This window comes from Mogibacterium neglectum, assembly GCF_030644205.1.
Classification (GTDB): domain Bacteria; phylum Bacillota; class Clostridia; order Peptostreptococcales; family Anaerovoracaceae; genus Mogibacterium; species Mogibacterium neglectum.
This window is the reverse complement of record NZ_CP128647.1, coordinates 303,083-327,018: the sequence shown is the minus strand read 5'-3', so window position 1 is coordinate 327,018 and position 23,936 is coordinate 303,083. Positions and strand designations below refer to the sequence as shown.

General features: G+C 40.5%; 19 protein-coding genes and 1 other annotated feature. Of the genes, 6 read left to right on the top strand and 13 right to left on the bottom strand.

The features are described 5' to 3' along the window. Positions 1-110: 110 nt before the first annotated feature. The 6 genes from QU661_RS01480 to QU661_RS01455 form a co-directional block, all read right to left on the bottom strand. A complete protein-coding gene (locus QU661_RS01480; RefSeq protein WP_304990007.1) occupies positions 111-2,993 on the bottom strand; it encodes a Spy0128 family protein in 2,883 nt (960 codons plus the stop codon). A gap of 437 nt (positions 2,994-3,430) precedes the next feature. Beyond that, entirely contained in the window at positions 3,431-7,621 is a 4,191-nt protein-coding gene (locus QU661_RS01475) for an MSCRAMM family protein (RefSeq protein WP_304990006.1), read from the bottom strand. A 417-nt stretch (positions 7,622-8,038) separates the two neighbouring features. Further along, a complete protein-coding gene (gene asnS, locus QU661_RS01470) occupies positions 8,039-9,433 on the bottom strand; it encodes an asparagine--tRNA ligase (protein WP_304990005.1) in 1,395 nt (464 codons plus the stop codon). Positions 9,434-9,519: 86 nt separating this feature from the next. Further along, complete coding sequence (locus tag QU661_RS01465; protein ID WP_304990004.1) at positions 9,520-9,843, bottom strand: hypothetical protein; 324 nt, start codon at positions 9,841-9,843, stop codon at positions 9,520-9,522. A gap of 203 nt (positions 9,844-10,046) precedes the next feature. Beyond that, positions 10,047-10,469 carry a hypothetical protein gene (locus QU661_RS01460; protein ID WP_304990003.1) on the bottom strand — a complete coding sequence of 141 codons (423 nt, stop codon included), beginning with the start codon at positions 10,467-10,469 and terminating at the stop codon, positions 10,047-10,049. Positions 10,470-10,534: 65 nt separating this feature from the next. Further along, positions 10,535-11,386, bottom strand: a complete 852-nt coding sequence (locus QU661_RS01455; RefSeq protein WP_304990002.1) for a CbrC family protein — start codon at positions 11,384-11,386, stop codon at positions 10,535-10,537. A 136-nt stretch (positions 11,387-11,522) separates the two neighbouring features. Continuing rightward, positions 11,523-11,731, top strand: a binding site (T-box leader). Positions 11,732-11,793: 62 nt separating this feature from the next. Here QU661_RS01455 and thrS point away from each other — a divergent pair. From thrS to QU661_RS01440, 3 genes are all read left to right on the top strand, one after another. Next, a complete protein-coding gene (thrS, locus tag QU661_RS01450; protein WP_304990001.1) occupies positions 11,794-13,824 on the top strand; it encodes a threonine--tRNA ligase in 2,031 nt (676 codons plus the stop codon). A 35-nt stretch (positions 13,825-13,859) separates the two neighbouring features. Then, complete coding sequence (locus tag QU661_RS01445) at positions 13,860-14,369, top strand: transcription repressor NadR (RefSeq protein ID WP_304990000.1); 510 nt, start codon at positions 13,860-13,862, stop codon at positions 14,367-14,369. Between the two features lie 146 nt (positions 14,370-14,515). Then, positions 14,516-15,604, top strand: coding sequence for a PTS sugar transporter subunit IIC (locus tag QU661_RS01440; RefSeq protein ID WP_304989999.1), 1,089 nt, complete (start codon positions 14,516-14,518; stop codon positions 15,602-15,604). 149 nt (positions 15,605-15,753) lie between these two features. On the opposite strand, the gene rarD is transcribed toward QU661_RS01440, so the two are convergent. Beyond that, positions 15,754-16,671 carry an EamA family transporter RarD gene (gene rarD, locus QU661_RS01435; protein WP_304989998.1) on the bottom strand — a complete coding sequence of 306 codons (918 nt, stop codon included), beginning with the start codon at positions 16,669-16,671 and terminating at the stop codon, positions 15,754-15,756. Between the two features lie 201 nt (positions 16,672-16,872). Between rarD and QU661_RS01430 the strand changes: the two genes are divergently transcribed. After that, complete coding sequence (locus QU661_RS01430; protein WP_304989997.1) at positions 16,873-17,451, top strand: PduL/EutD family phosphate acyltransferase; 579 nt, start codon at positions 16,873-16,875, stop codon at positions 17,449-17,451. A 42-nt stretch (positions 17,452-17,493) separates the two neighbouring features. Next, complete coding sequence (locus QU661_RS01425) at positions 17,494-18,156, top strand: trimeric intracellular cation channel family protein (RefSeq protein WP_304989996.1); 663 nt, start codon at positions 17,494-17,496, stop codon at positions 18,154-18,156. Positions 18,157-18,191: 35 nt separating this feature from the next. Here QU661_RS01425 and QU661_RS01420 read toward each other — a convergent pair whose 3' ends face one another. From QU661_RS01420 to QU661_RS01400, 5 genes are all read right to left on the bottom strand, one after another. Further along, complete coding sequence (locus QU661_RS01420; protein ID WP_304989995.1) at positions 18,192-18,596, bottom strand: RrF2 family transcriptional regulator; 405 nt, start codon at positions 18,594-18,596, stop codon at positions 18,192-18,194. A gap of 18 nt (positions 18,597-18,614) precedes the next feature. Continuing rightward, on the bottom strand, positions 18,615-19,949 hold the full coding sequence (locus QU661_RS01415; RefSeq protein ID WP_304989994.1) for an MATE family efflux transporter: 1,335 nt from the start codon (positions 19,947-19,949) through the stop codon (positions 18,615-18,617). A gap of 263 nt (positions 19,950-20,212) precedes the next feature. Then, positions 20,213-20,998, bottom strand: a complete 786-nt coding sequence (locus QU661_RS01410; protein WP_304989993.1) for a hypothetical protein — start codon at positions 20,996-20,998, stop codon at positions 20,213-20,215. Further along, positions 20,992-21,687, bottom strand: a complete 696-nt coding sequence (locus QU661_RS01405; RefSeq protein ID WP_304989992.1) for an ABC transporter ATP-binding protein — start codon at positions 21,685-21,687, stop codon at positions 20,992-20,994. The genes QU661_RS01410 and QU661_RS01405 overlap by 7 nt, the downstream gene beginning before the upstream one ends. After that, on the bottom strand, positions 21,687-22,055 hold the full coding sequence (locus tag QU661_RS01400) for a GntR family transcriptional regulator (RefSeq protein WP_304989991.1): 369 nt from the start codon (positions 22,053-22,055) through the stop codon (positions 21,687-21,689). Before QU661_RS01400 ends, QU661_RS01405 begins: the two co-directional genes overlap by 1 nt. A 203-nt stretch (positions 22,056-22,258) precedes the next feature. On the opposite strand from QU661_RS01400, the gene QU661_RS01395 reads away from it, so the two are divergent. Then, positions 22,259-22,963 (top strand): hypothetical protein, encoded by a 705-nt coding sequence (locus QU661_RS01395; protein WP_304989990.1) that lies wholly within the window; start codon positions 22,259-22,261, stop codon positions 22,961-22,963. 219 nt (positions 22,964-23,182) lie between these two features. Here QU661_RS01395 and QU661_RS01390 read toward each other — a convergent pair whose 3' ends face one another. Then, a complete protein-coding gene (locus QU661_RS01390; RefSeq protein WP_304989989.1) occupies positions 23,183-23,935 on the bottom strand; it encodes an ABC transporter permease in 753 nt (250 codons plus the stop codon). Between the last annotated feature and the right edge of the window lies 1 nt (position 23,936).

Below are 23,936 nucleotides of genomic sequence, written 5' to 3'. Positions count from 1 at the left end.
AGGGATTGGGTATTTTGCCCAATCCCTTTACATTTCGTAAGCCTCTAAAACTAGACCCTAAAACTTTGATGACCTTTCTTAACGCAAATCATCTCTTGTAACGTATATCATCATCTCTTTTTCCTCTTGAAAACCCGTGTCGCTGCTAATGCACCAGAAGCTCCAACAAGGAATAGTACGAATAACCCTATATTAGTATTATCCCCTGTTCTAGGACCATGCGCAGGTTTTACGACCTTTGTAGTAACTGCTGGATTTGTCGGTTTATTAGGTTTATTAGGTGCATTAGGATCAGGTGTGAACTTATTATTAAACATTATAGGCTCCGAAATCACCTTAGCATGCATGTTACCATCATTACCTTTCCTTACTTCAATCGTAACAGGTTTCTTACTTATATCGTATGTAATGCCTTTCTGCCTGTCATTAAGTTCTGTAAAGTAATACTTGTATACACCCTCTTTATCGAAGCTCATTTCCTTCTTGAAGTTACCATGTGAATCATTCTTAACTGGTTGCCCCACTTTATCATCTGTAATCTTATCAAAGAGCTGGAAACGAAACTCTCCATTCTTAACTGCTCTACCGGAAAGATTCTTCTTTCCACCTATGACAATCTTTACAGGAGCTGGAAGTTTTGCATTATACATATTGACAACGTTTCCTTTGCCTGTATTTTTCACATCAACTACTCTTGAATTAGCAGAGGTAAAGTGAGTAGCACTATTAGGATGAGCCTCATCAATCTTGGTATTTTGATAGCCTGCAGCATGTGCTTTCTCAACAAACCTATACTTCTGTCCATTGGTCAAGTTTTTAACTTCTGCAATTCCGTTTTTCGGTGTTATTGTAGCATCCACATTCAACTGTCCCGATTTTACCATATCTGCAGTCAAATTTACTTTATTCCAGCTATTTCCCCCATCAATGGATTTCTGTAGTTCAAATTTAAATCCGTCAGACAGTTTCTCTCCAGTGTAACGATCCGACTTTACAAGTCTGATTGCAAGTGGGTCATTGTCAGCTTCACTAGCTGCTCCGGTTGGCAACATACGAGCGTTGGCTGTATAAGACTTCTCACCACTCTGATCGGTAGTGATTTTCGTTATATTTTCAACTACTGTAGGTACCTTGACTGTCTTATATGGTGCTTCGACGTACACCATTAAATTTTGTAGAGCTTTACCATTATACATGTTGTTAAGTTTCTGAACAGTACTGTCAGACAAATCTCCAAACGCATCCGGAAAATTCTTCTTCAAAAGGTTTCCCACACCACCTGCATTCTTCACTTCAGGTATATCGTTATATGTTGCGCCACTTGAATCATTCATATCGTACCATTTCATCATGAAAGTATAGCTTTCATCATGGTTATCATACATACAATACTGACCCTTCTTCAAATCAGCCTTGACTTGAGCTTTCGTCTTAGAGCCTTGCTCAACCTTGGTAAGTAGCTTATTTGATACTGAATTATACCATCCATCTGTAACCTTACCTGAATTGTCAATACCGGAGAACAGAGTATAAACTCGAGTCATTACGGGTGCAGATGTACAATTTTTATATGTGCTTTCAACATACACTCCTGTTGCAGAATTCGGTCTATATTGCCCATTATTCTGCACGAAATATGGATTGAAGTAATCATAACTTCTCTTTCCATCTGGAGATTTTTCGCTCCAAAAATCATTGAATATTTTAGTTGCCCATACGACACTGTGATCCGATGTGCTCGCTACTGCTCCCGCAAGATAAAGATCGCTTTTAGGTATAGCTTTCGGTTTTATGTGGCGCGTCTCTGCCGCTACAGCGAGCGTATCATTTCCAAGTTTACCATTAAGAACATACTTTTCGCCTAAGATTTTACTATGTTTACGTGAAGAACTATAGTTAATCATTTTACTAGTGCTCATTTTCGCACTAAAGTTCCTTACATTATGATTTCTAACATACTCACCGCCGAAAGTAATTGTAAATGCTCTCTTTTCATATTTCCATGTTCCAAGAGTATATTCTCCATTATCACCAGTCACCTTGAGCGGAAGTGATACCTCTGACGAAGGTATTCTCGTCCCACCATAATCTGCAGGTATCGTTAATTTATCCCCCTCTCGTAAAACGCGATTAGGATTCTTATATTGCATCTCTAGCTCTAATACAACATCGGCCGACTGTTGGTCTTGATTTAACGCATACCCAAAACCGGCAGGGTTATTCTTCCATGTATCATAATCTGCATCCGACGACTTTCTGTAATCAATCAACTTGTTGCCATGTGTAATGTCAATAATCTTAAAGCTCTTAATATTTACGTCATCTAAACTAGGTACGGAATTCGGTTTATTCTTAAGCTCATATGCAACCGCAAGCTTGCGGCTATTCAAGCTACCAACTAGAACCTTACGCTCATTATTTGTACCAAGTCCCTGTTCGTCAGACTTTTGTATAACGGCATTACTCTCAAGTGTAGCGGTCTTGAACGAGGTAACAGCGTTGTCTTTGATATAATCACCGGAGAACAGAAGCTTAAATGCTCCCTTATCATACTTATACGTTCCTAGGGTATGTCCTTCGCTATCTTTAAGAGTCTTTTCCGCAAACGTCTGTTCTGAAAAAGTTCCATAGGAAGCCTTAAGTGTTAGACTATCTCCTTCCTTAATTCTTTCTGTACCAGTATACGATGCTATAAGCTGCAACTTAATTCGACTGTCTTTCTGGTTCTGGCACACAGCACTACTGAAATTATTCGCATCACTGAAATAGAGGTTATACTTTGTCGTATCCTCATCAGTAACATAGTCAATTTCTTTGCCGGCATTAGCCTCGTCTATAACCTTAAACGAATCTATCTTTGCTTTATCTGAAACTAAATTTTTTGCTCCGCCTTCATCCGCAAATACAGTATAACTAAACGGTGTCATGCCAATAAGCAAAATCAAAGTCAAGCAAATGGAGAATGTTCGGTTACGATATTCTCTAAACTTCATTTTCATAAAACCTCCTAACAAAATATTCAAACAAAACCAAATGACTATACACACCTCTATACTATCACAAACTCTCATATTGTGTATATAAAATAAAGTTTTTTCCGATATATCGTGTTTCATCTTCCGCTAATATCATCCCAAGAAGAATCACTACAAGAAGTAGCGGCGTATCAAACTCAAATATCGTTATCAAGTTGTTTAATTTGCATTGCTTTAGCAGTGGATTCTCCGAGTGAGAACGATGTGAATCATAACCACCGGCTCAGCCGGCGGTTATGATTCATAGGCGAAACACCATCTCTAAAATTCAAAATCCCAAATGCCAAATTAATCAATTTCTTGAAGACATGAAGATTTACGGCATTACTGGATTCTATTGACTCCAAACCAGAATCATGAGTTGAACTCACATCACTACAATTACCTAAATAACCCTAATTGTTAACTCTGCGACGTTTAACAATTGCCACAAAGGCTACTGCTGATAGAGTGAGCAACACTCCCCATCCGAGTAAATCTAATGTATCTGAAGTAGTAGGATGAGTATGTTTACCCTTCTTTGGATTATCTTTCGGAGGATTTTCAGGCGGTTGATATGGAGTTTTCTTATTTACGACTTCAAATTCCACAACCTGTCCAGTCTCCTTAATTTCAACCTGATGTACTTCCTTGCTTACCTCATAGCCTTTAATGCCTTTGCTTTCAATAACCTCATACTGACCATAGGCAATATCGTTGAATCTGGCATAACCTAATTCGTCAGTGACAGCCCTTGATATTATGTGATCATTCTGCTTGATTGTGAATTCCACGCCTTTCAGAGGTTTTCCGTTTTCGTCAACTTTGTGAACCTTGATATTTCCTTTTATCTTGGTATCTGTAAAGTCTATCCTGAATTCACTTGTCGAATCAGATACCTCTATTACTTTCCCTTCGGCATTGTCGTTGTTATATGTTGGAGCGGCTGAGGTCTCTTTAACTATGTATTTTCCGAATTTGAGTCTCTTAAATACATATTCGCCATTTTGATCCGTCTTGCATTCTTCAATCTTGACTTCTTTTTCTTTGCCGTTTTCCTTCTCTATTCTGTATAAGGTAAAGCCAACATCTTTAAGCCGCTCCGTCCTATTACCGTCCATGCCAGTCTTTGTTATTTTTAAATTGTTATATCCTACTAAAGCGGCGTTTTGAACCGACTTTTTATTAGCGGGGTTCAACTTAAAATCACCAGAGAATGCAGAACGTTTGTCCGCAGAAATGCTTTCTGGCACTATAGAGTTTCCGGACTTATTATTTACTTCATCCTCGGATATCCCGTGTCCTATGGTCTTATTCTGGTTGAATTCGGTATTTTCCGAATTCAATAAATACTTAACCACATAATCACCCCGATCATATACCGTAGCTCTGTAATTCCCTTCGGAGTCAGTCACCGCTGTAACAGGAGTATTATGCCCGTCCGGAATAACCGCAGTTTTGCCTGTAGCTTTGTTAACTAAAGTTATACTTACGTTCTTCGCTGGTTTATCCTCAGAATCAAATATACCGTTCTCGTTAGCATCATAGTAAACCTTTCCGCTTATTCCGTATGTAACGAAGTTCACTCTCGCAGCTCTACCTTCCAGATAATCCACATTATTAGTTGACATTGCTGCTGTATTGAAGGCACTGTCGCTCTTCTCATTCAATTTCATATTGAAAGGAACTCGTGACGGTACCGCAATTATTAATTCTTTCTTTGCGGCTATCTCCTGACCACTCTTGAGCACAAGCTTAAAAGATTTCACTTTACTGAAATCACTTACCTGGTCTTTTGTTAACCATTCTCCGTCCCTTACACTCGCTAAATCCTTTCCCTGCGGCGAAAGCTGATAGAAGACATCAAAAAGCTTCATTACTTCCTTATTAGGGGCGTAATCTTCAAGAGCCATACGAAGTGGCGTTGAAAAACTTGAACCTCTTGCTGGATATTTGTGTTGATCATTTTCAACAATAGTATGATCCCCATTGGTTGGCATAGTATCAATCACACTGAATTTCTTTACCGTGTGAATAGTTTGATTATACACAGAAATATTGTAGTCGACCTCCCCTCCGAGATCAGCGTTCGCAACAACGCCTGCGGCATTATCATTTGGTAACTTGGCATACTTATTCAAAATCAACTCATATGGCAGTATAAAGTTGAGCTCACTCTTAACCTGCGCAAAAGTTTCTTTGTTATCACCATCATTATCCAGATCAAGTTTATCTGTGTATTTCATCCCACTTGTATATGGCTCAATATAATTATTATCATCATATACATAATAATTATCAACAATCCCAGAGCCATGTCTAACTTGCTTTGTTGCAACAATATTGAGCGTTACCTTACGCGTTTGATTATAATCAACGTCACCATAATCCACTATAACGGCAGTGCGACCCGTTTTTTTATAATTTTCGATAACCTTTATCCTTGATTCTCCGAATTCTCTCCACTGAGTTAGTATTCCATCTTTACCAGCTTTTTGAGCCTCTTTGAATACTGGAACCGCTTTGTTATTTTCATCTTTTCCACAGTTATATCCGGGAGGAAGAAGGGTAACTGATTTGACATTTTTTGCTGTCTTGTAAGTTCCCCAATTACCTTTTCTAAGATCAGGTCCTACTATATAAGGCGTCTGTGTACCTCCAGTCTCATAAACCACATTTTGATTTTGACTCTGATAAGCCGCAATAAGTGGATAGATAGGGCTTACATTCAAAAATCCATCTTTTCCATCTTTTCCATCATCGTATACGGTTTTAGGCATACTGACTCCCTTAAGCGTTGCTGTGACGCTTGAACGTCCGCTATAAGTCTGCTTCTTACCATTCTCTTTATTATCCCATTTTGCCTCTTCTCCAGGCATAAGTTTAACATAATCGTAAATCCCAAAAGACATATTATCGAGCTCAATCGGTGAATCAAAAACGAGTTTAAGTGCTACAAATTTTCTACTTGGATCATTAATTTTCACATAATTATTTGCGCCGTTTTCGAACAGTCTAACATTCTGGGCGATCTCAGTCATACCACCATCTTTATCAACTCCGTAAAGTTTATTTGGAGTCTTCAAAAAATCATCCTTTGCTTTCTGAAGCCTAGCTTCCCATCCGGGATTTAAGTCGTCGGGAACAAAAAAGCCTGCGGAAAATCCCACAAAATGCACACGTTCATCACTTATCGACGTTGTTATATCATATATTTGTCCCATTTGAACTTCATTAGGCTTTTCAAATCCAGAGCGGTTGCTCCATGCTCTAATATGCGTTCTGTAGCGCATACCTTCATTGGTGAATTCATGATCCCCAATGAAATATCGTCCAGATTTCATATAATAATAGTTGTGACCCTTTTCATAGCCTGTAAGTTTAGAATCATGATTATATTCTGAATACCCATGACCAGTTTTATACACTTCTATATTGCCTTTTTGTGAAAAGGGCATCGCTTCAAATTTAAATCTTTGCTCACGATCCGCAAGTCGATACTCTCCTACTTCACCCTTATTTACAGTATATTCCGCTTTCAACGTGTAAACTTTATTAATGGGCGCACCCTTAAATATTATATCTGGAAGGGTATTGCCGAACCCATCACAATAATCCGTTGAAACAAAACCGCCCTTAACAAAATTAGGTTTATCAATATTCACCCTAAGAGTATTGGTAGCTTTATCGTACTTCCATAAATTAGGAAGGATACCATCACGGACAGTGGCTTCAGGTGGAAGATAAATAACTATCTCAACATTTTTAGGATTAGGATGACCTAAGCCTCTCTCATCCTGGTTTGTCATATCCAATTTAACCGATGCATCTATAGTCCTGATGATTGCTCCATCTTTTGGGTTTGTAATATCAGGGTGTCCCACTGTAGTCGCAGCATCATATACGTACACGTTATTAGCCTTATCATATTTTTTCTGTCCATGCACATAAAGTCTTGAGTCCATCTTATGGACCTTTGATTTATAAATGTGTTCCGCAGATTTCAGAAGCTTGCCGTCTCCGTCAAAAAGCTCCGCTTTAACTTTTATCTCATCATTTTCCGCAGTTGTAGCCGAGTCAAAAATGAACGGCAAGGCATACGTTCCCGCACTCGCTCCGGTCAAAGGATCAAAGGTATATGTCATATACCAATTATTCGCATCCTCCGTCTTTTCACTCAATTTAGCGTTGACAGAGTCTGTAAATTTGAGAGATTTTTTGATTCCTTTGGATTTCGGTACGGTGATTTTGAGCTTCGCATTATAAATATTGACTCCATAACCCGATATTCCCATATCAACTGCGGCTCCTATCGGTTCATCTGTCCAGAAATCCGTTTTGTTTGTACTGAATTTACCGCTATTGATAGTTCCTACCTTAAGTGAAATATTCTGAGTAGGATCTCCTTGTTGCGGGCTTTGCAACAAGTTCGGCGTATTGTCTAAATTGCCACTTTGTGCTACGGAAGAATTCGTACTATTATCATTTGTATTTATAGATGCTCCGTGTGTTTCTGCATATGAAGTTTGCATAAACCCATAAACAATCATCTGTAAAGAAAAAATACATATAAAAGCAATTTTCACTATCTTATGGTATCTTTTCATTACTCCGCTCCTCCTTTGATCTCTCTAATAAATAATAACTTCATTTTGTAATTAGTCTCTCCCTTTTCAGCAACAAATACATATTTCACCCAATCGACTATTGTCTTGTCTAGAAAAGCGAAAACGCTACATGTCTCAACAAAAGCGCTTCTTTTACAAATCATCCCTTTATTAATTTCTCTCTGCGTCAACAAAGCTTGAGATTAAGATATGAATAATCGGTTACAATATCCTTTCAAATATGCTTACTTGTGAAAATTTCAAAACATCAGTATTACTGTGTCCACTATATCACATTTTTTCAGGTTTTTAACACATGCAAGAAAAAATTATGAAAAAAAAGTGATTACTGTTACACATATCTGCATACAATAATCACCTCTTAAACATTCAATTTTAAATCTATCACTCTGTTTTTTAGAACTCCGCTTTCTTAGGCGTTCTCGGGAAAGGTATCACATCACGTATATTACTCATTCCTGTTAGATACATAATCATTCTCTCGAAACCAAGCCCGTAGCCAGCATGCTTTACGCCACCGTATCTACGAAGATCCACGTACCAGTCGTATAGCTCTCTATTCATGCCGATCTCATCCATTCTAGCTTCAAGTACATCGAGCCTCTCTTCTCTCTGACTTCCGCCGATGATTTCACCAACTCCTGGCACAAGCAGGTCGCAAGCCGCAACAGTCTTGCCATCGTCGTTGAGTCTCATATAGAAAGCCTTGATTTCCTTCGGATAATCTATTACGAAGATAGGCTTCTTGAATACTTCCTCTGTGAGATATCTCTCATGCTCAGTCTGTAGGTCAATTCCCCATTCAACTGGGAACTGGAAGTCCTTATCAGCTTTCTTAAGAATCTCAACAGCTTCTGTATATGTAACTCTCTCGAAATCTGAGTTAACTATATGGCGAAGTCTATCGAGCAATCCCTTGTCCACGAACTTATTGAAGAATTCCATCTCCTCAGGTGCGTGTTCAAGCGTGTAGCTGATGATGTATTTGACCATATCCTCTGCAACATCCATGTCATCAGCGAGGTCTGCAAATGCAATTTCTGGTTCGATCATCCAGAACTCAGATGCGTGTCTAGCTGTGTTGGAGTTCTCAGCACGGAATGTAGGTCCAAATGTATAGATGTTTCTAAAAGCAAGAGCCATCGCCTCGCCCTCGAGCTGTCCCGAGACGGTGAGGTTTGTCTCTTTACCGAAGAAGTCCTGCGAGTAGTCGATAGAGCCATCTTCTTTAGTAGGTGGATTGCTTAGGTCTAGTGTAGTAACCTTGAACATCTCGCCAGCACCCTCTGCGTCACTTCCTGTGATAATTGGAGCATGCACATATACGTAATCACGCTCCTGAAAGAACTTATGAATCGCATAAGCAACGATGCTTCGTACTCTGAACACAGCAGAGAATGTGTTGCTTCTAGGACGAAGATGTGCGATTTCCCTAAGGTACTCCATAGTGTGACGCTTCTTCTGCAGCGGATAATCCGATAGTGAATCAGCCTCAACAGCAATCTCTGTCGCCTTTAGTTCAAATGGCTGCTGTGCGCCAGGTGTAAGCTCAAGTACTCCCTTCACCATTACACCTGCTGCGAGGTGCACCTTGGAAATCTCTTCGTAGTTATCAATCTTCGAAGCCTCGTACACAACCTGAAGCGGAGTGAAGAAGGTACCATCATTGAGTGAGATGAAACCAAACTGATTGGATGCACGATTACCTCTCACCCAGCCTCTGACAACAATCTCTTTACCTGCATACTCTTCTCTGTTTCGGAAGAGTTCTCTGATCTCAATATCTTTCATTAGTATATCCTTCCTAATTTCCATTTTCTCTCGTAAATGCACGAGCCTATCGATTATATCACGTTTACATGTGATTTATCGAGTGTCTACACTATTTTCTCTATTCCACACTTGTATGGAGCAACTGCATCAGCAAGTCTCACCAGAACTTCTCCCTGACTAAACACCTCTGGATATCCCACCTTAAGGCTTATGCTCATCACACGCCCTCCTCTATCTACGCTTACCACTTCAACATTAGTTCTCTCATCTCCTGCGATGAGATTTATCTCAGAATTAATTCCATAAGGCTCCTTGTCGAAGAGCTTTAGAATCATGTCATCAAATCTATTTGCTGTAACTGTGTGTCCACCGAATCTCTCAGGGAGTACCGGCATATTAACTTTAACTTTCATTTCTTTATTTTCCATTATTATGTCCACCCTTTTCCTTCAAAAAAATCTGTATTCTGTATAATATCCTTATTCCCCTATAGATTCAAGCACTATAACCAGGTATTGATTTTAATTCCTTATATTAACAGTAATCAGGAATTTTATCTCCACAAAGGATCTTTACGTATGTTCCGTAGGCTTCTGGAATCGGTCTACCATAGACACCTCTTTCCCTTCACTTATTTTATTTCACGAACCTTAACCTTATGCTTCTTCAGCTGCTTCTTAAGCTGAGTAAGCCTTCCTTCATTAACCTTGCTTTTTCCGACGAAAATCGACTTGCTTCTGCCTTTTTTCCTTACGAGTTGAATAAAGTACCTGTCACCATTCAGATGCCTTCCACGCACAAAATATATCTCAACCTCAGCGAGTTCTTTCAAGGGAATCTCACGGCTACCTGGAACAAATCCGCTGTGAATATATAAATTTCCATTTGAGATATGCATAGGCTCTGAAAACTTTCCACCACTCTTGCGGACAATCATAAACTTCCGCACCATCGTGACAAGAACGATAGTTCCAACGATAAATGTCACCGCCTTAAAGAGATTGTCATTCCACGTCGACTTTAGTCCAATCAAAAAATATTGATATATCTTCATTAATTGCTTCCCTCCAAATCACCTTTCGCTCTCCTGAGAAAGTGTTTTCATTTCACCCTTGCAAATTAGCTCGCATCGACATAGATGTGGTATTTTCCGCAGTGAAGACAGCGGAAGAGATAACCACAGAGATCGCCATCCTTATACAGATACTCCCTTATATCAGAGTATTCATGCCTCATCTCATACTCTTCAAGGACCTCGTCTGCGATGCCCATCTCCTCTAGCTCCTGCGTGCCGACTGTTCCTAGATATGCACAGTAGTCATTACAGCAAGATAGCCAGTGCTCACCCTGCCAGCTCAGGTATCCAGGCGTTCTTTCAAATAGTTCCTTCGACTTCGCCTCATCCACCTCGCCTTCCCATTCGGCATCTTGCACGAACTCAGCATCGAATTTCCTGGCAGCCTCTCCATTAGCTATGCACTCTGGACACAAATGCTCGACATGCTCAACACTATAAGGAACTGAACTATAGTAGATAGTACTTTCCTTGCCGCAGCACGGACATACCTCTTGCGGACCTTCTTCAAAACTTTCAGTCGCCAGTGGATCTGGATGGTAACGGAATTTTGGAAGCTTCTTAGCTTTTTCTCTCTGTAGAGACTCCTCAGCAGCTGTCTTTGGCCTTTTCACTGCCCACCTGTCTCCATCATCTTCTGCTAACGATTTGAGATAAGCGAGCTTCTTTATCTGCTTCTTATCGTTCCTATCTGCAATCTCTGACATCAAGTCATATGCACTCTGCATGAGCGAAAGGATTTTGTATACATCGACAAGAACGGTCTTGGCATCTTTATCCCCAGCCTCTTTAAGCCTATCCGAAAACTCATATAACGCAAGAACGGTCTCTCGCTTACCATTCTTCGCTTCGTAATCCTTTGCTAGTTCAGCATATTCTTTTATGTATGGATTCATTACTATTTCTCCTACCATATCAGCAAAACTTCTCGTTTTTGTCCCCAAATTATATCAATTCTTTCTTATAAATTATAACAAATTGAGGCGGTAAAATCATTGACAATTATCACTCACGGTGGTAGCATAATTTATTATTAAAACGATGACGAGGACAGTAAGTTCGCTTTAAGGCTTTGAGAGAGGGATGGATGGTGAAATCATCCCAGCACGGAGCGTTCTGAACACCACCTCCGAGTGGCACTAATCCTGCCCGCCTAGCCGCGTTAAAAGCTTCAAAGAGTGCTGGAGCAGAAGCTCTGGAAGATGGGTGGAACCACGAATACGAATGTATGCGTCCCTTCTGACAATTTGAATGTCGGAAGGGACTTTTTTATTTCCTTCCGCTAATGAAAGGAGTTCTTAAAATGATTATTACACTAAAAGATGGCAGCAAAAAAGAATACGCTTCGCCGATGTCCATCATCGACATCGCAAAAGACATAAGCGAGGGTCTCGCAAGAGCAGCTTGCGTTGGTGAAGTAGATGGAGAGGTCTGTGACCTCAGAACTGTTGTGGATAAGGATGCTGAAGTTAACATTCTCACTTTTGATTCTGATGCAGGAAAGCATGCGTACAGACACACATGTTCCCACGTGCTCGCAGAGGCCGTTAAGAATCTATATCCAGATGCCAAGATGACAATTGGACCTTCTATCGATAATGGTTTTTACTATGACTTCGACATGCCAGCTCTAACTAGAGAGGATTTAGATAAGATAGAAGCTGAGATGAAGAAAATCATCAAAAGAGGAGATGCGATAACTCGTTTCACACTCCCTAGAGATGAAGCCATCAAGCTATTTCAGGAGAGAAATGAGCCATACAAAGTCGAGCTCATCGAGGACCTCCCAGAGGACGAAATCATTTCCTTCTATCAGCAGGGAGATTTTATCGAACTCTGCGCAGGCCCACATCTGATGAGCACGAAGCAGATCAAGGCATTCAAGCTAACTTCTAGCTCTGGTGCTTACTGGAGAGGCGACGAGCACAACAAGATGCTCACTAGAATCTATGGTACCGCATTCAACAAGAAGGCTGATCTCGAAGAGTACCTTGAGTACCTAGCTGACATCAAGAACAGAGACCACAACAGACTCGGCCGTGAGATGGAGCTATTTACAACAGTAGATATCATCGGCCAGGGTCTTCCTCTATTTATGCCTAAGGGTACTAAGATGATTCAGAAGCTACAGCGCTGGATTGAAGACCTCGAGGATTACGAATGGGGTTACGTAAGGACAAGAACACCGCTGATGGCGAAATCGACTCTTTACAAGATTTCAGACCACTGGTACCACTACAAGGATGGTATGTTCGTTTTCGGATATGATAACATTGACGAGCTAAACAACGCAGAGGATGCGATACGTGAGATAAGAGGACTCGAGGATTTAAGCCTCATCGAGAATGACGCTGATGCAAATGCATTTGCACTTCGCCCTATGACATGCCCATTCCAGTACTATGTATACAAGGCTAAGCAACACAGCTATAGGGATCTTCCTTACAGAATGGGTGAGACTTCTACACTGTTCCGTAATGAGGATTCCGGGGAAATGCACGGACTTACTAGAGTTCGTCAGTTCACGATTTCAGAGGGTCACCTCGTATGCACCCCTGAGCAGATTGATGAAGAGTTCAAGAACTGCGTTAAACTCGCTAAGTACTGTCTCACAACTCTAGGTCTAGACGGCGATGTTACCTACAGAATGTCGAAATGGGATCCAGAAAATTCAGGCAAGTACCTCGGAACTGCTAAGGAATGGGATAAGGTTGAATCAGCAATGCGTGCGATTCTCGATGAAATCGATCTCGATTACACAGAGGCTTCTGGCGAGGCTGCATTCTACGGTCCTAAACTCGATATTCAGGCAAAAAATGTATATGGCAAAGAAGATACTATGATCACTATCCAGCTTGACATGTTCCTTGCTGAGAGATATGACATGTACTATATAGATAAGAATGGCGAGAAAAAACGCCCATATATCATCCACCGTACATCACTAGGCTGCTACGAGAGAACGCTCGCTTGGCTGATTGAAAAGTATTCAGGAAACTTCCCTACTTGGCTGTGCGCAGAGCAGGTTAGAATCCTACCTATCTCTGACAAGTATCAGGATTATGCAGAGGAAATCTTCGCTGAGTTAAGAAGGAATGGCATCGATGTTACAATTGATAACAGCTCCGAGAGAATCGGCTACAAGATCAGAAAAGCCCAGATGGAGAAACTACCTTACATGTTAGTCGTTGGACAGCAGGAAGCTGAGAATAAAACTGTTTCGGTTCGTTCGAGATTCGAAGGAGATGAAGGTAGCAAGCCACTAAGTGAATTTGTGAACGCAATCTGCGAGGAGATACGCACAAAAGCGATTAGAGAAAAGAAAGATAAATAGTTAAATTTTCAAGAGAAGGAAACGGAGGATTTGTCATGCAGAGAGAGAAGCGCAAAGACAACATAATACAGAAATTGCAGTCTACAGGTTCGCCTGTAAGCGCTTCATCTCTGGCGAAAGAGTTCGGGGTAAGCAGGCAGATAATCGTCGGAGATATCGCAATTCTCAGAGCCGAAGGTCATGATATTAGCGCAACGCCTCGTGGGTATATGTTACCTCAGGTGGGGACTACTCCAGTCTATAGAATCGCTTGTAAACACGATTCATCTAAAATCCTAGAAGAGCTAAACGCAATTGTCGACTGCGGTGGCACCTTGCTTGATGTAAGTGTTGAACATCCAATATACGGTGAGCTAGTTGGCAACCTACATATCGCCAGCAGAATTGATGCAAAGGAGTTCTCAGATAAAATCATTGAAAGCAATGCTCCCCCATTATCTCTTCTCACTGACGGAATTCACTTACATGCTATCACGTGTAAAGATGAAGCCACGCTTGAGCGGATAAAAGATAAGCTACGTTCAATTGGTATACTTTTCGAGTAACCGATAGATTTTTTTTAACAGCTTAACAGTTTATTTTTAAGTAACAGATAATATATTTTCTTTAATTTCATATTGACTTTTTATAGAGCCTCTTTTAATGTATATACAGGTGTCATGACACCTATATATAATTAGGAGGCTTTTTAATGGCTAGTTTTACTTCATTTCTAAAACGCAAGGATATAATAATCTCCGGAAAGAGATATGGAATTGATGCTCTAGGTGCTATGGCGCAGGGTCTATTCTGTTCTCTGTTAATCGGAACAATTATCAACACCATCGGTGTACAGCTTCATATCGCTGCCCTATCGCAGACGGTCGCTACTATCGGTGGCATCAAGTACACTGTAGGTGGTCTAGCTATGGCTATGGGCGGACCAGCAATGGCATGTGCTATTGGATATGCACTCGCTGCTCCACCGCTAGTTCTGTTCTCACTTATAACTGTAGGTTTTGCCTCAAATGCACTTGGAGGCGCCGGCGGTCCTCTAGCAGTACTCTTTGTAGCGATAATAGCAGCTGAATGCGGAAAAGCTGTTTCAAAGGAGACAAAAGTAGACATACTGGTTACACCGAGTGTAACAATCGGCATAGGAATTGCTTTATCTTGGTTAATCGCACCTGCACTCGGAAGCGCGGCTATGAAAATGGGCGATATTATCATGTGGGCAACTGAACTTCAGCCTCTACTCATGGGGATTATCGTCGCTGTAGTCGTAGGTATCGCTCTAACGTTACCAATATCTTCTGCAGCAATATGTGCAGCTCTCGGCCTAACAGGGCTCGCTGGTGGTGCGGCTCTCGCCGGCTGCTGTGCCCAGATGGTTGGATTCGCAGTTGCATCATATGAAGACAATGGCGTCGGTGGGCTAGTATCACAGGGAATTGGAACATCAATGCTTCAGATGGGCAACATAGTGAGAAATCCAAGGATTTGGATAGCTCCTACTCTCGCATCCGTTATCACTGGCCCTATCGCAACTTGTGTGTTCCATCTCAAGATGAATGGTCCTGCTATAGCAAGCGGTATGGGCACATGTGGTCTCGTTGGACCTCTAGGTGTGTACTCAGGCTGGATTGCTGATATCGCAAAAGGAACAAAAACAGGCATCACTTCAGTGGATTGGCTCGGTCTCATCCTAATATCTGTAGTTCTACCAGCAATATTAACTCTTATATTTCACAAAGCCGTTAAGAGAGCTGGCTGGGTTAAAACAGGAGATCAGAAGATATAAGAAGCTAATCATTTTCAAAAAATCTGTAACCATTTAGATAATCTCAATAAAAAATGTGCCTGGCATAGAGTGTGATCCCCCTAATTTCACACAGTGCTCGACACATTTTTTAATATTACAATTATTAATATATTGCTATTTAATAATTTCTAACTCGCTTTGACATTTTGAATATCCTCGCTACTCTTAGCATCCTTGCTACTTTTAAATTCACCATATGAAAAGAATATTAGCCCTATCCAAATCAGTCCAAATGCCATAATTAGCACCTTATCAACAGGCTCTTTATACAAGAATATTCCCAGCATCAACGCCAATGTGGGGCTAAGGTATTCTGTTAAACCGAGTACGAACATAGATGTCCTCTGCGCAGCATAGGCGAATAGCCCAAGAGGTATGGCTGTTGCTAGTCCGCATAGGAGTAGCAGAAAGTATTGATATGACTCCCCAACACCAAGTGCTCCTGCTCCATGTAATTCGAGCCATACTATTACGCATAGCATAACCGGGGCAATAAAAATAGTTTCATAAAGAAGCGATATAGCAGGAGGCTGATCTACAGTCTTTTTTATTGCCGAATAAATGGCAAATGTAGTCGCTAGTACGAGTGCAATTCCTGGAACCTGTCCATAGTGAATCAAAATTACGATTACGCTTATAGCTACAAATATCACAGCTATGGACTTATAAACCGTAAGCTTCTCTTTAAAGAAGATTGCACCAAATATACATACAACAAGCGGTTCTATGTAATACCCAATACTCGTCTGGATTATATGACCAGAGTTAACCGCCCAGATGCCAATGCTCCAGTTACTCGTTACAATAAGCCCTGCTACGAGAAATTTAAGCGAGGTCCGCCAATCCCTTAGCGGTGAGAAAATCCTGCTCCACGAGTATTTAAAACGCGCAGCAATTACGCAAACTACTGCAATCATTAGAACTCTATATATGATAATAGTAGATGATGGTATTGGAATTAGTGACTTCCAGTAAATTGGGAGAATACCCCATAGCCCCGCACAACCAAGTGCGGCAAAGAACCCCTTTTCATAACTTTTCTTCATAAATAATTCCCCTGTAGATAAATCTATAATATGGTACACAATGAAATAATTTTGCTCCAAAAGGATGAAACTTCATTAACTACAAATAAAAATGTAGCAAATATTATATCATCCTTTGCAGATTGTCACAATAAATGTTATCCTTATACATCATAAATGACTATTGGTATGCAAATTCAAACGGTTGATTGGAGATTTGATATGAAACAGATAGAAGTAGATATAGAAGTTAGTGCTAGACATGTACACCTCTGTAAAAGCGATATAGAAAAACTTTTTGGCATTGGTTATGAGCTTACACCTAAGAAACAAATTATCGTAGGTTATGTTGCTGAAGAAAGACTTACACTTGTTGGTCCTAAAGGTACTCTTCGAAATGTAGCTATTCTAGGACCTGCTCGCCCAGAAACACAGGTCGAGTTAGCAGCAACCGATGCCAGAAATTTAGGTATCGAGGCACCTCTTAGACTTTCCGGCGATTTAGTAAATACCCCTGAGATTAAAATCGCAACCGAAAATGGGAACACCACTGAAATAGATCATGGATGCATAGTCGCAAAAAGGCACATCCATTTATCAAAAGAAGATGCGGAGCAGTTGCAGGTAGCTACTGGAGATGAAATATCTCTAAAAATTGATACAGGATGTGGCAGAGCATTAACATTTGAAGAGGTGATCGTGCGCGTCGGCAATACTAGAACAGTTGTTCACTTAGATACTGACGAGGGAAATGCGGCAAGTACAGGCAAATCATGTAAAGGAATATGCTTTTCCAAATAAATAAGCTGTGTTTTAACATAATAGATAAGTAGGAGTAATAATTTGTCATCACTATACAGTCTTGAAAATATAGTTTTCGCGCTTGAAATAATCGGCACCATCGCCTTTGCCATCTCGGGAGCCACTCTTTGCCTAGAAAAAGGCATGGATCTCATGGGAATCACTATACTCGGCCTTACGACTGGTGTAGGTGGTGGGATTATCAGGGATTTAATAATAGGACAAACTCCTCCTCTCACTTTTAGGGACCCGACTTATCTCGTCATATCAGTGGTGGTTTCAGTAATCGTATTCACGCCACCGGTTAGAGAGTGGATATTTTCGGACTCAATGCTATATGAATGGCTGATGCTCATCATGGATTCGGTTGGACTTGGAGTATTTACAGTACTTGGTATTAAATCAGCTTATACTGCGTCTGCGATTCACGGAGTTATATTGTTCACCTTCGTTGGAATGCTCACAGGAGTTGGCGGTGGAGTTTTGAGAGATATGATGGCAGGTAATAGACCGTACATATTCGTAAAGCATTTCTATGCGAGCGCATCGCTTATCGGTGCACTGACGTGCATAGTACTCTGGGACAAGGTTGGCACGGTGCTTTCCATGGGAACCGGAGCGGGACTCATAGTATTGCTCAGACTGCTAGCAGCTCATTATCACTGGAGTTTGCCCAAAGCTAATATGCCTCGAGACAAAAAGTAAAAAATAATCGCATCAAAGCATGATTCGATTATTTTTTATTTTCTCTCAAAAAGCTCACCTAGTGAGTGTTTCTTCAGATCAGTGTTGATATTCTCTTGAATGCGTAATAATTCCTTACGAAGCGCGCATGTATCCCGATCTGTATTTAAAAGACACTTAACATCTTGCTTCAAGCACTCACATACAAGTGAATGTGGCTCTATGGCCTGGTGTACATCATATAGAGTGATCTCAGTCAGTGGTCTGCTCAGCACATATCCACCGCTGCTCCCCCTTACTCCGTATATAATACCAGCCTTATCAAGCTTCCTTGACACTTTATATGCGATTGCCTCTGATATGAATTCATCTGTCACGAATGAGCTTATACTCGTGGGCCTTTCTATCGACAGATTCTTGAGAACCCTTACTGCATAGTCTGTCTCTCGATTAAAAAGCATGTCTCCTCACTTTACAATCTACATATCGTTAAAAGTTTCAGCTATAGCAACTCTGCGAGTCTTCCTGTACAACAGTACTGCTGCTACCATACATAGCATCTCAGATACGGCAAGTGAGAGCCATACATTCGATGTACCAAGCATAGTGACGATTAAAGCCAGCGATAGAGCGAGCGTCAGCGTACATCTCATCAGAGATATCACAACGGCAACTCTTGACCTCTCAAGGGCGGTCAGATATCCAGCAATGATAATATTCATACTGAGCATCGGAAATGCAAAAGCTACCAGCTTAAGCGCATGAGATACCCCCGCAATAAGCGCATCTCCATCATCAACAAATAGCATCGCTATATACTTTCCAAATGCCAATACTACAGCTATTTCTGTTATAGCCAGAATGAGCCCCGATCTAATCTCATAACCAAAGATGGTGTGGAATGTATCTCTCTCGTGTCTACCGTGATAGTAGCTAACGAGAGGCTGAGCGCCTTGTGCGATCCCATTTGCAAGAACCGTCGCCAGCAGGATTACATATGATAGTATCGAGTAGATAATCAGCTCCCTATCGTGCATAAAAGCAACTATAAATCTGTTATAGATAAATGTCACTATTCCCGGCGACATCTCCGTGATACCCGAAGGTATACCGCTCATAAATTGACGGAGCATAAGCCCACGCTTAAACTTGAAGCGCGTAAAACGCAGAGTCGCTTTCCTACCTGCAAAGTGAATCAGGTAGATGATAATTACGACTGTCTGAGAGAAAGATGTTGCTAATCCAGCTCCAACTATACCCCAGTCCAGCTTAAATATCGTGTACCAGTCGAGGAAGACGTTGAGAATCACTCCGAGCAGCACATAGATAGTGGCAAGTCCCGGGAATCCATCAGTTGCAAGGAGTAGCTCGAGATTGTAGGAAATCACGAATGAAAATATGAACGGTGCTATCGTAAAAAGATAATTTCTTACATACGAAAGTGTCGACTCCGTGGCTCCAAGCATCCTGCATAGCGGATTTAGGAAAATAAAAACTAGCGCACTGATTGCTATCGAAAGCAAAACAAGTGAAACTAAGCTCTCCGTGAATACACGTCTTGCCTCCATAGTACGGTTTTCACCGAGAAGACGGGCAACTATTGTTGATGTGCCCACCGCGAAAGTTATTGAAATTGCAAACAGTAAGGTAACGAATGGCGTAGCAATTGAGACGGCAGCTAGAGCCGTCTCGGATACACCTCGAGCTACAAATATCCCATCAACTACTGTGTACAGCGTGAAAATCAGCTGCCCAGCCATAGCAGGAATAATGTATCGCAAATATTTTTTTATCAGCGAATCATCCTTATTCAATTCTCGTCATCCTTCTGCTACAAAACTTTTTTCACTATCACATGATCTGCCTTGTCATATTGTCACGATTAATCGCACAAACCCCTTCTTAACCAAGTGTGCTACAACGTGTAGAGTTAGTATACTAGGATTTTTAGATAACTGCAATCCGTTCATTTCAAAGACTTCTGTACAAAACAAAAGCCGAATCCAATTATTTTGAATTCAGCTCTTACTTTATAACTTGTTTATAAAATTCGTTGAATCATCAACATATTCTGGACCTACTCAAGGTTAAGTTTGTTCTTCATCAGGTAGTTAGATGCGAGGAAATATATTGCACACTCTATGACCTGCATAAGTATAAGTCCCCCTACTCCATATTGTGCAATTTCAATCTGATTGCCATTCACGGTAAGGTTTAAAACAAAGTTTCCACATAGATGTCCAATTAGTACAATCGCAGCATACACTTCTCCTATTGTGAATGTAATGAAGAAAACTCCTTGCAGCAACGATTGGAATCTGCTGAACTGTACGCTTAAGTTAATGCATGTTAATGTTTTAAGAACAAATCTGCTGATATATACCACTGCTAGAACCAGTGTCTCTAATAGGAAGATTATTAATGCTCTTGCCTCTGCCGGTTGCTCATTCATAAATATTCTTATCTGATGATACACATCTACTTCATTTGTAGCTACGCCTACAATCATCATGACAAAGATCCCAACAAATGCTGTAAGCACCATCCAAACGGTGCTAGCAATCACCTTGCTCCAGATATGTGTGCTTATCTTTACCGGTAGCGAAAGTGTAAAGTACCCTTCAACTCCATAGAAATTCTTGTAGAATCTGCGGTCAATAACCACTACTAGTGTCATTATAATTGCAGCGATAAACGAGATTGCCCAAACTGTGTAAAGAAGATTTTCTACAAACTCAGATGTGTATTTTGATGCTTTGGGTAATATTGCAGTTATCAGTGTGAGAGACAGCCAAACCAAATACAGGACTCCCAGATTGTTCATTAGCGCTTTAAACTCATATTTTAATAATTTACCTAGCATTTGAATACCTCCCTGAACAGTTTATCTATGCTCTGTCCCTTCTTCTCGCGCAAGCTTTCGGCGGTCTCGTGAACCACGATTTCACCGTCCTTGATGAAGATTACATCATTAAGCACCGATTCGACATCAGCGATTAGGTGAGTGGAAATAATCACTACAGCCTCAGGATTGTAGTTGGTTATAATCGTTCTAAGGATATAGTCTCTAGTCGCTGGATCAACGCCCGCAATAGGTTCATCGAGTAGATACACCTCGGCATTTCGCGCCATTGTGAGTATCAGCTGTACCTTCTCCTTAGTGCCCTTGGACATCGCTTTTAGCTTAAGATCTTTCTCGATCCCTAGATCATTCAGCATGGATAGTGCTTTGAGTTTATCGAAGTCAGCGAAGAAGTCCTGATATAGACGCACTAGTCTGCCTGCTGTCATATATGTAGGATATGTCATCTTGTCAGGTAGGTAAGAGACCTTCGCCTTAGTCTTTTCACTAGGTTTATCTCCATCTATCAGGATCTCACCTGCATCAGGTCTAAGTAGCCCCATGATTATCTTAATTAGTGTCGTCTTGCCAGAACCATTTGGTCCCATGAGTCCGACGATTTGTCCCTTGTCTATATCTAAATTAACACCTGATAGCGCTAGCTTTGAGCCGTATGCTTTGCTCAGATCTTTTATCTCTATTATGTTCATTATTTCTCCTTCCCCACGCAGCTCGTAACCGCCTCTAGAATCTCTCTGTCACTCATTCCAATATTACGCAGCTTTTCGACGAGCTCGTCTATATAAGTGCTCGATAAACGCTTATAAATCTCTTTCAAAGTTCTCTCATCCTCCGTCACAAATCTTCCGTTAGTTCTCTCTGTGCGCACTAATCCATTTCGCTCTAGCTCTGCGAGCGCCCTTTGGACTGTATTAGGATTAACACATGCCTCTGCAGCAATATCTCTTACAGATGGAAGCTTTCCACCTGGCAAATAGTCGTGTCTAGCAATCCGCACGGTGAGTTCATCTACAATCTGCGAGTATATCGGGATACCGTCGACAAATTTCCATTCCATGCTAATCTCCTTTCTAAATGTGTTGTATCCTCATATTTATGCTTGCATAAAAACAGGCATAAATAAATCGATGTGTTATTGTATTAAGCAACTAATACAATAACACATCCTAGTAAATTTGCAACCTTTTTTTATTTATTGAATTATTGCACTCAAAAAGATACAATTATGTCAATTGATATGCTAGAAAAGGAGAACGCATCATGAGAAAAAGTTTTAAAGTTTATTTTATTTTGGCTCTTTGCCTTATGCTTCTAGTCTCCTTATCAAGTTGCAAGTCTGATGAGCAGAAGGCTATGGAAACACAAATAAAAACAGCTAACAAACTATTAAGTTCTAAGTCTAAGATTTTTGACGAAAGTACACGCAGCAATTTAAAAAAAGTTATTAATGATAGTGAAAAATCTACCAACGACAAGTCATATAAGAAATCAACAGACAAATTAAAAGCTGCTATAAAAGCATATAGAGATAACATAAAACAACAAAAACAAGTTACACGGCCTTCACAAAAGTTTATTATTGAACGTGTAAGTAATATCGAATCAATTGTCCAGGTTGAAGCCGCAACAGAAGAAACTGATACAAATAATTTGATGAATAAACCTAACGGGTATTATGCATATATTGCCCTTTCTTCTTCTATGGTTCCTGCTGAATCAAAGTTGTATAGCAGCCCCGTTGAAAACGGTAATGAAGGAGGGGGTGCCATCGAGGTTTATAAGACCGCAAAGCTAGCAAAGGCACGAGAGGCTTATCTTTCGGCTTTGGACTCTCCTGGAGCGTTGTCTCCTGGTACACATAGGGTTGTAGGTACAATGGTCGTACGTACATCTAGTAAATTAAAAGCATCACAACAACGAGCTCTTGAAAAAAACATTATTGATGCACTGATTAAACTGAAATAGTATTATTTTCTGAACTCAACTACACTCATATAGGCTTAATTCTCTATTTGCAGATTACCTACTATCTCCCATATGAGCTTTCTTAAGGTAGTCGTTTAGTATTGATTAATAAAGCAAAACACTAGTAGATGTTCTACATTACTAGTGTTTTGTTTCTATATGGAATCAATAGCTTGATTTAATATATTATTGTATTTATTCGTTAGTCTATATTAGAATCTAATTCTTTCTCCCTCTCACCTTAAATGCCACTAACACAACCACCACACTAAGCTCAGACATGAAGATCATAGACTGAATCAGCGGTCCGAAATTATAATCCCTACCTAGCCAGAAATCTATATAATCGTTACCAAGCTGTGCAGTTGGAAGCAAGTCAGATAACCACCTAACTGGTTTTGGCAGATCTGAAATTCTAATACCCATGTATCCACTCAAAATCATCATTGCAAAGTAGATTGCCATCACAACTCCATACGTTGGACCAAACTTACCTATCAGCGTCGCAATACCATGAGCGAGTGCCATCAGAAGGATAGCGAGAATATATATTCCCAGAATCCAAACCACTGCAGCTGCAAACCTCGGCTTAAGTATTTTTAGAAAAGGGACAGTTCCACCAAGATAAATTAGTATACATAGTGTCAATATAATCAAGTTCGCTACCACTTTGTTGAGCAATATATCCTTCTCCGAGAATCCGAATAGCATTAAGCGCTCAGGGATTTTCTTATCGAGCTCGTTTGAATATACTGCCGCGTGATTCAGAAATATGCTCGCCAATGGAATAAGCATCGCCATACCAATAAATATTGTGGTTACCACTTCATCCTTCATATTCTTAGGTATATCACCAAGTGATCCCCTGACGATCAAGTGCAGTAGCAACACTGGAAAAATTGATCCAAAGAAGACGGCATAGACATTATGCAGCGTATTCAGAAATTCATATTTTATCGTATATCTATTCATA

What these genes read in the sequence shown, in the direction of transcription:
- QU661_RS01480 (WP_304990007.1), bottom strand. Translation starts at nt 2,993, where the DNA reads ATGAAGTTTAGAGAATATCGTAACCGAACATTCTCCATTTGCTTGACT.
- QU661_RS01475 (WP_304990006.1), bottom strand. Translation starts at nt 7,621, where the DNA reads ATGAAAAGATACCATAAGATAGTGAAAATTGCTTTTATATGTATTTTT.
- asnS (WP_304990005.1), bottom strand. Translation starts at nt 9,433, where the DNA reads ATGAAAGATATTGAGATCAGAGAACTCTTCCGAAACAGAGAAGAGTAT.
- QU661_RS01465 (WP_304990004.1), bottom strand. Translation starts at nt 9,843, where the DNA reads ATGGAAAATAAAGAAATGAAAGTTAAAGTTAATATGCCGGTACTCCCT.
- QU661_RS01460 (WP_304990003.1), bottom strand. Translation starts at nt 10,469, where the DNA reads ATGAAGATATATCAATATTTTTTGATTGGACTAAAGTCGACGTGGAAT.
- QU661_RS01455 (WP_304990002.1), bottom strand. Translation starts at nt 11,386, where the DNA reads ATGAATCCATACATAAAAGAATATGCTGAACTAGCAAAGGATTACGAA.
- thrS (WP_304990001.1), top strand. Translation starts at nt 11,794, where the DNA reads ATGATTATTACACTAAAAGATGGCAGCAAAAAAGAATACGCTTCGCCG.
- QU661_RS01445 (WP_304990000.1), top strand. Translation starts at nt 13,860, where the DNA reads ATGCAGAGAGAGAAGCGCAAAGACAACATAATACAGAAATTGCAGTCT.
- QU661_RS01440 (WP_304989999.1), top strand. Translation starts at nt 14,516, where the DNA reads ATGGCTAGTTTTACTTCATTTCTAAAACGCAAGGATATAATAATCTCC.
- rarD (WP_304989998.1), bottom strand. Translation starts at nt 16,671, where the DNA reads ATGAAGAAAAGTTATGAAAAGGGGTTCTTTGCCGCACTTGGTTGTGCG.
- QU661_RS01430 (WP_304989997.1), top strand. Translation starts at nt 16,873, where the DNA reads ATGAAACAGATAGAAGTAGATATAGAAGTTAGTGCTAGACATGTACAC.
- QU661_RS01420 (WP_304989995.1), bottom strand. Translation starts at nt 18,596, where the DNA reads ATGCTTTTTAATCGAGAGACAGACTATGCAGTAAGGGTTCTCAAGAAT.
- QU661_RS01410 (WP_304989993.1), bottom strand. Translation starts at nt 20,998, where the DNA reads ATGCTAGGTAAATTATTAAAATATGAGTTTAAAGCGCTAATGAACAAT.
- QU661_RS01405 (WP_304989992.1), bottom strand. Translation starts at nt 21,687, where the DNA reads ATGAACATAATAGAGATAAAAGATCTGAGCAAAGCATACGGCTCAAAG.
- QU661_RS01400 (WP_304989991.1), bottom strand. Translation starts at nt 22,055, where the DNA reads ATGGAATGGAAATTTGTCGACGGTATCCCGATATACTCGCAGATTGTA.
- QU661_RS01395 (WP_304989990.1), top strand. Translation starts at nt 22,259, where the DNA reads ATGAGAAAAAGTTTTAAAGTTTATTTTATTTTGGCTCTTTGCCTTATG.
- QU661_RS01390 (WP_304989989.1), bottom strand. Translation starts at nt 23,935, where the DNA reads ATGAATAGATATACGATAAAATATGAATTTCTGAATACGCTGCATAAT.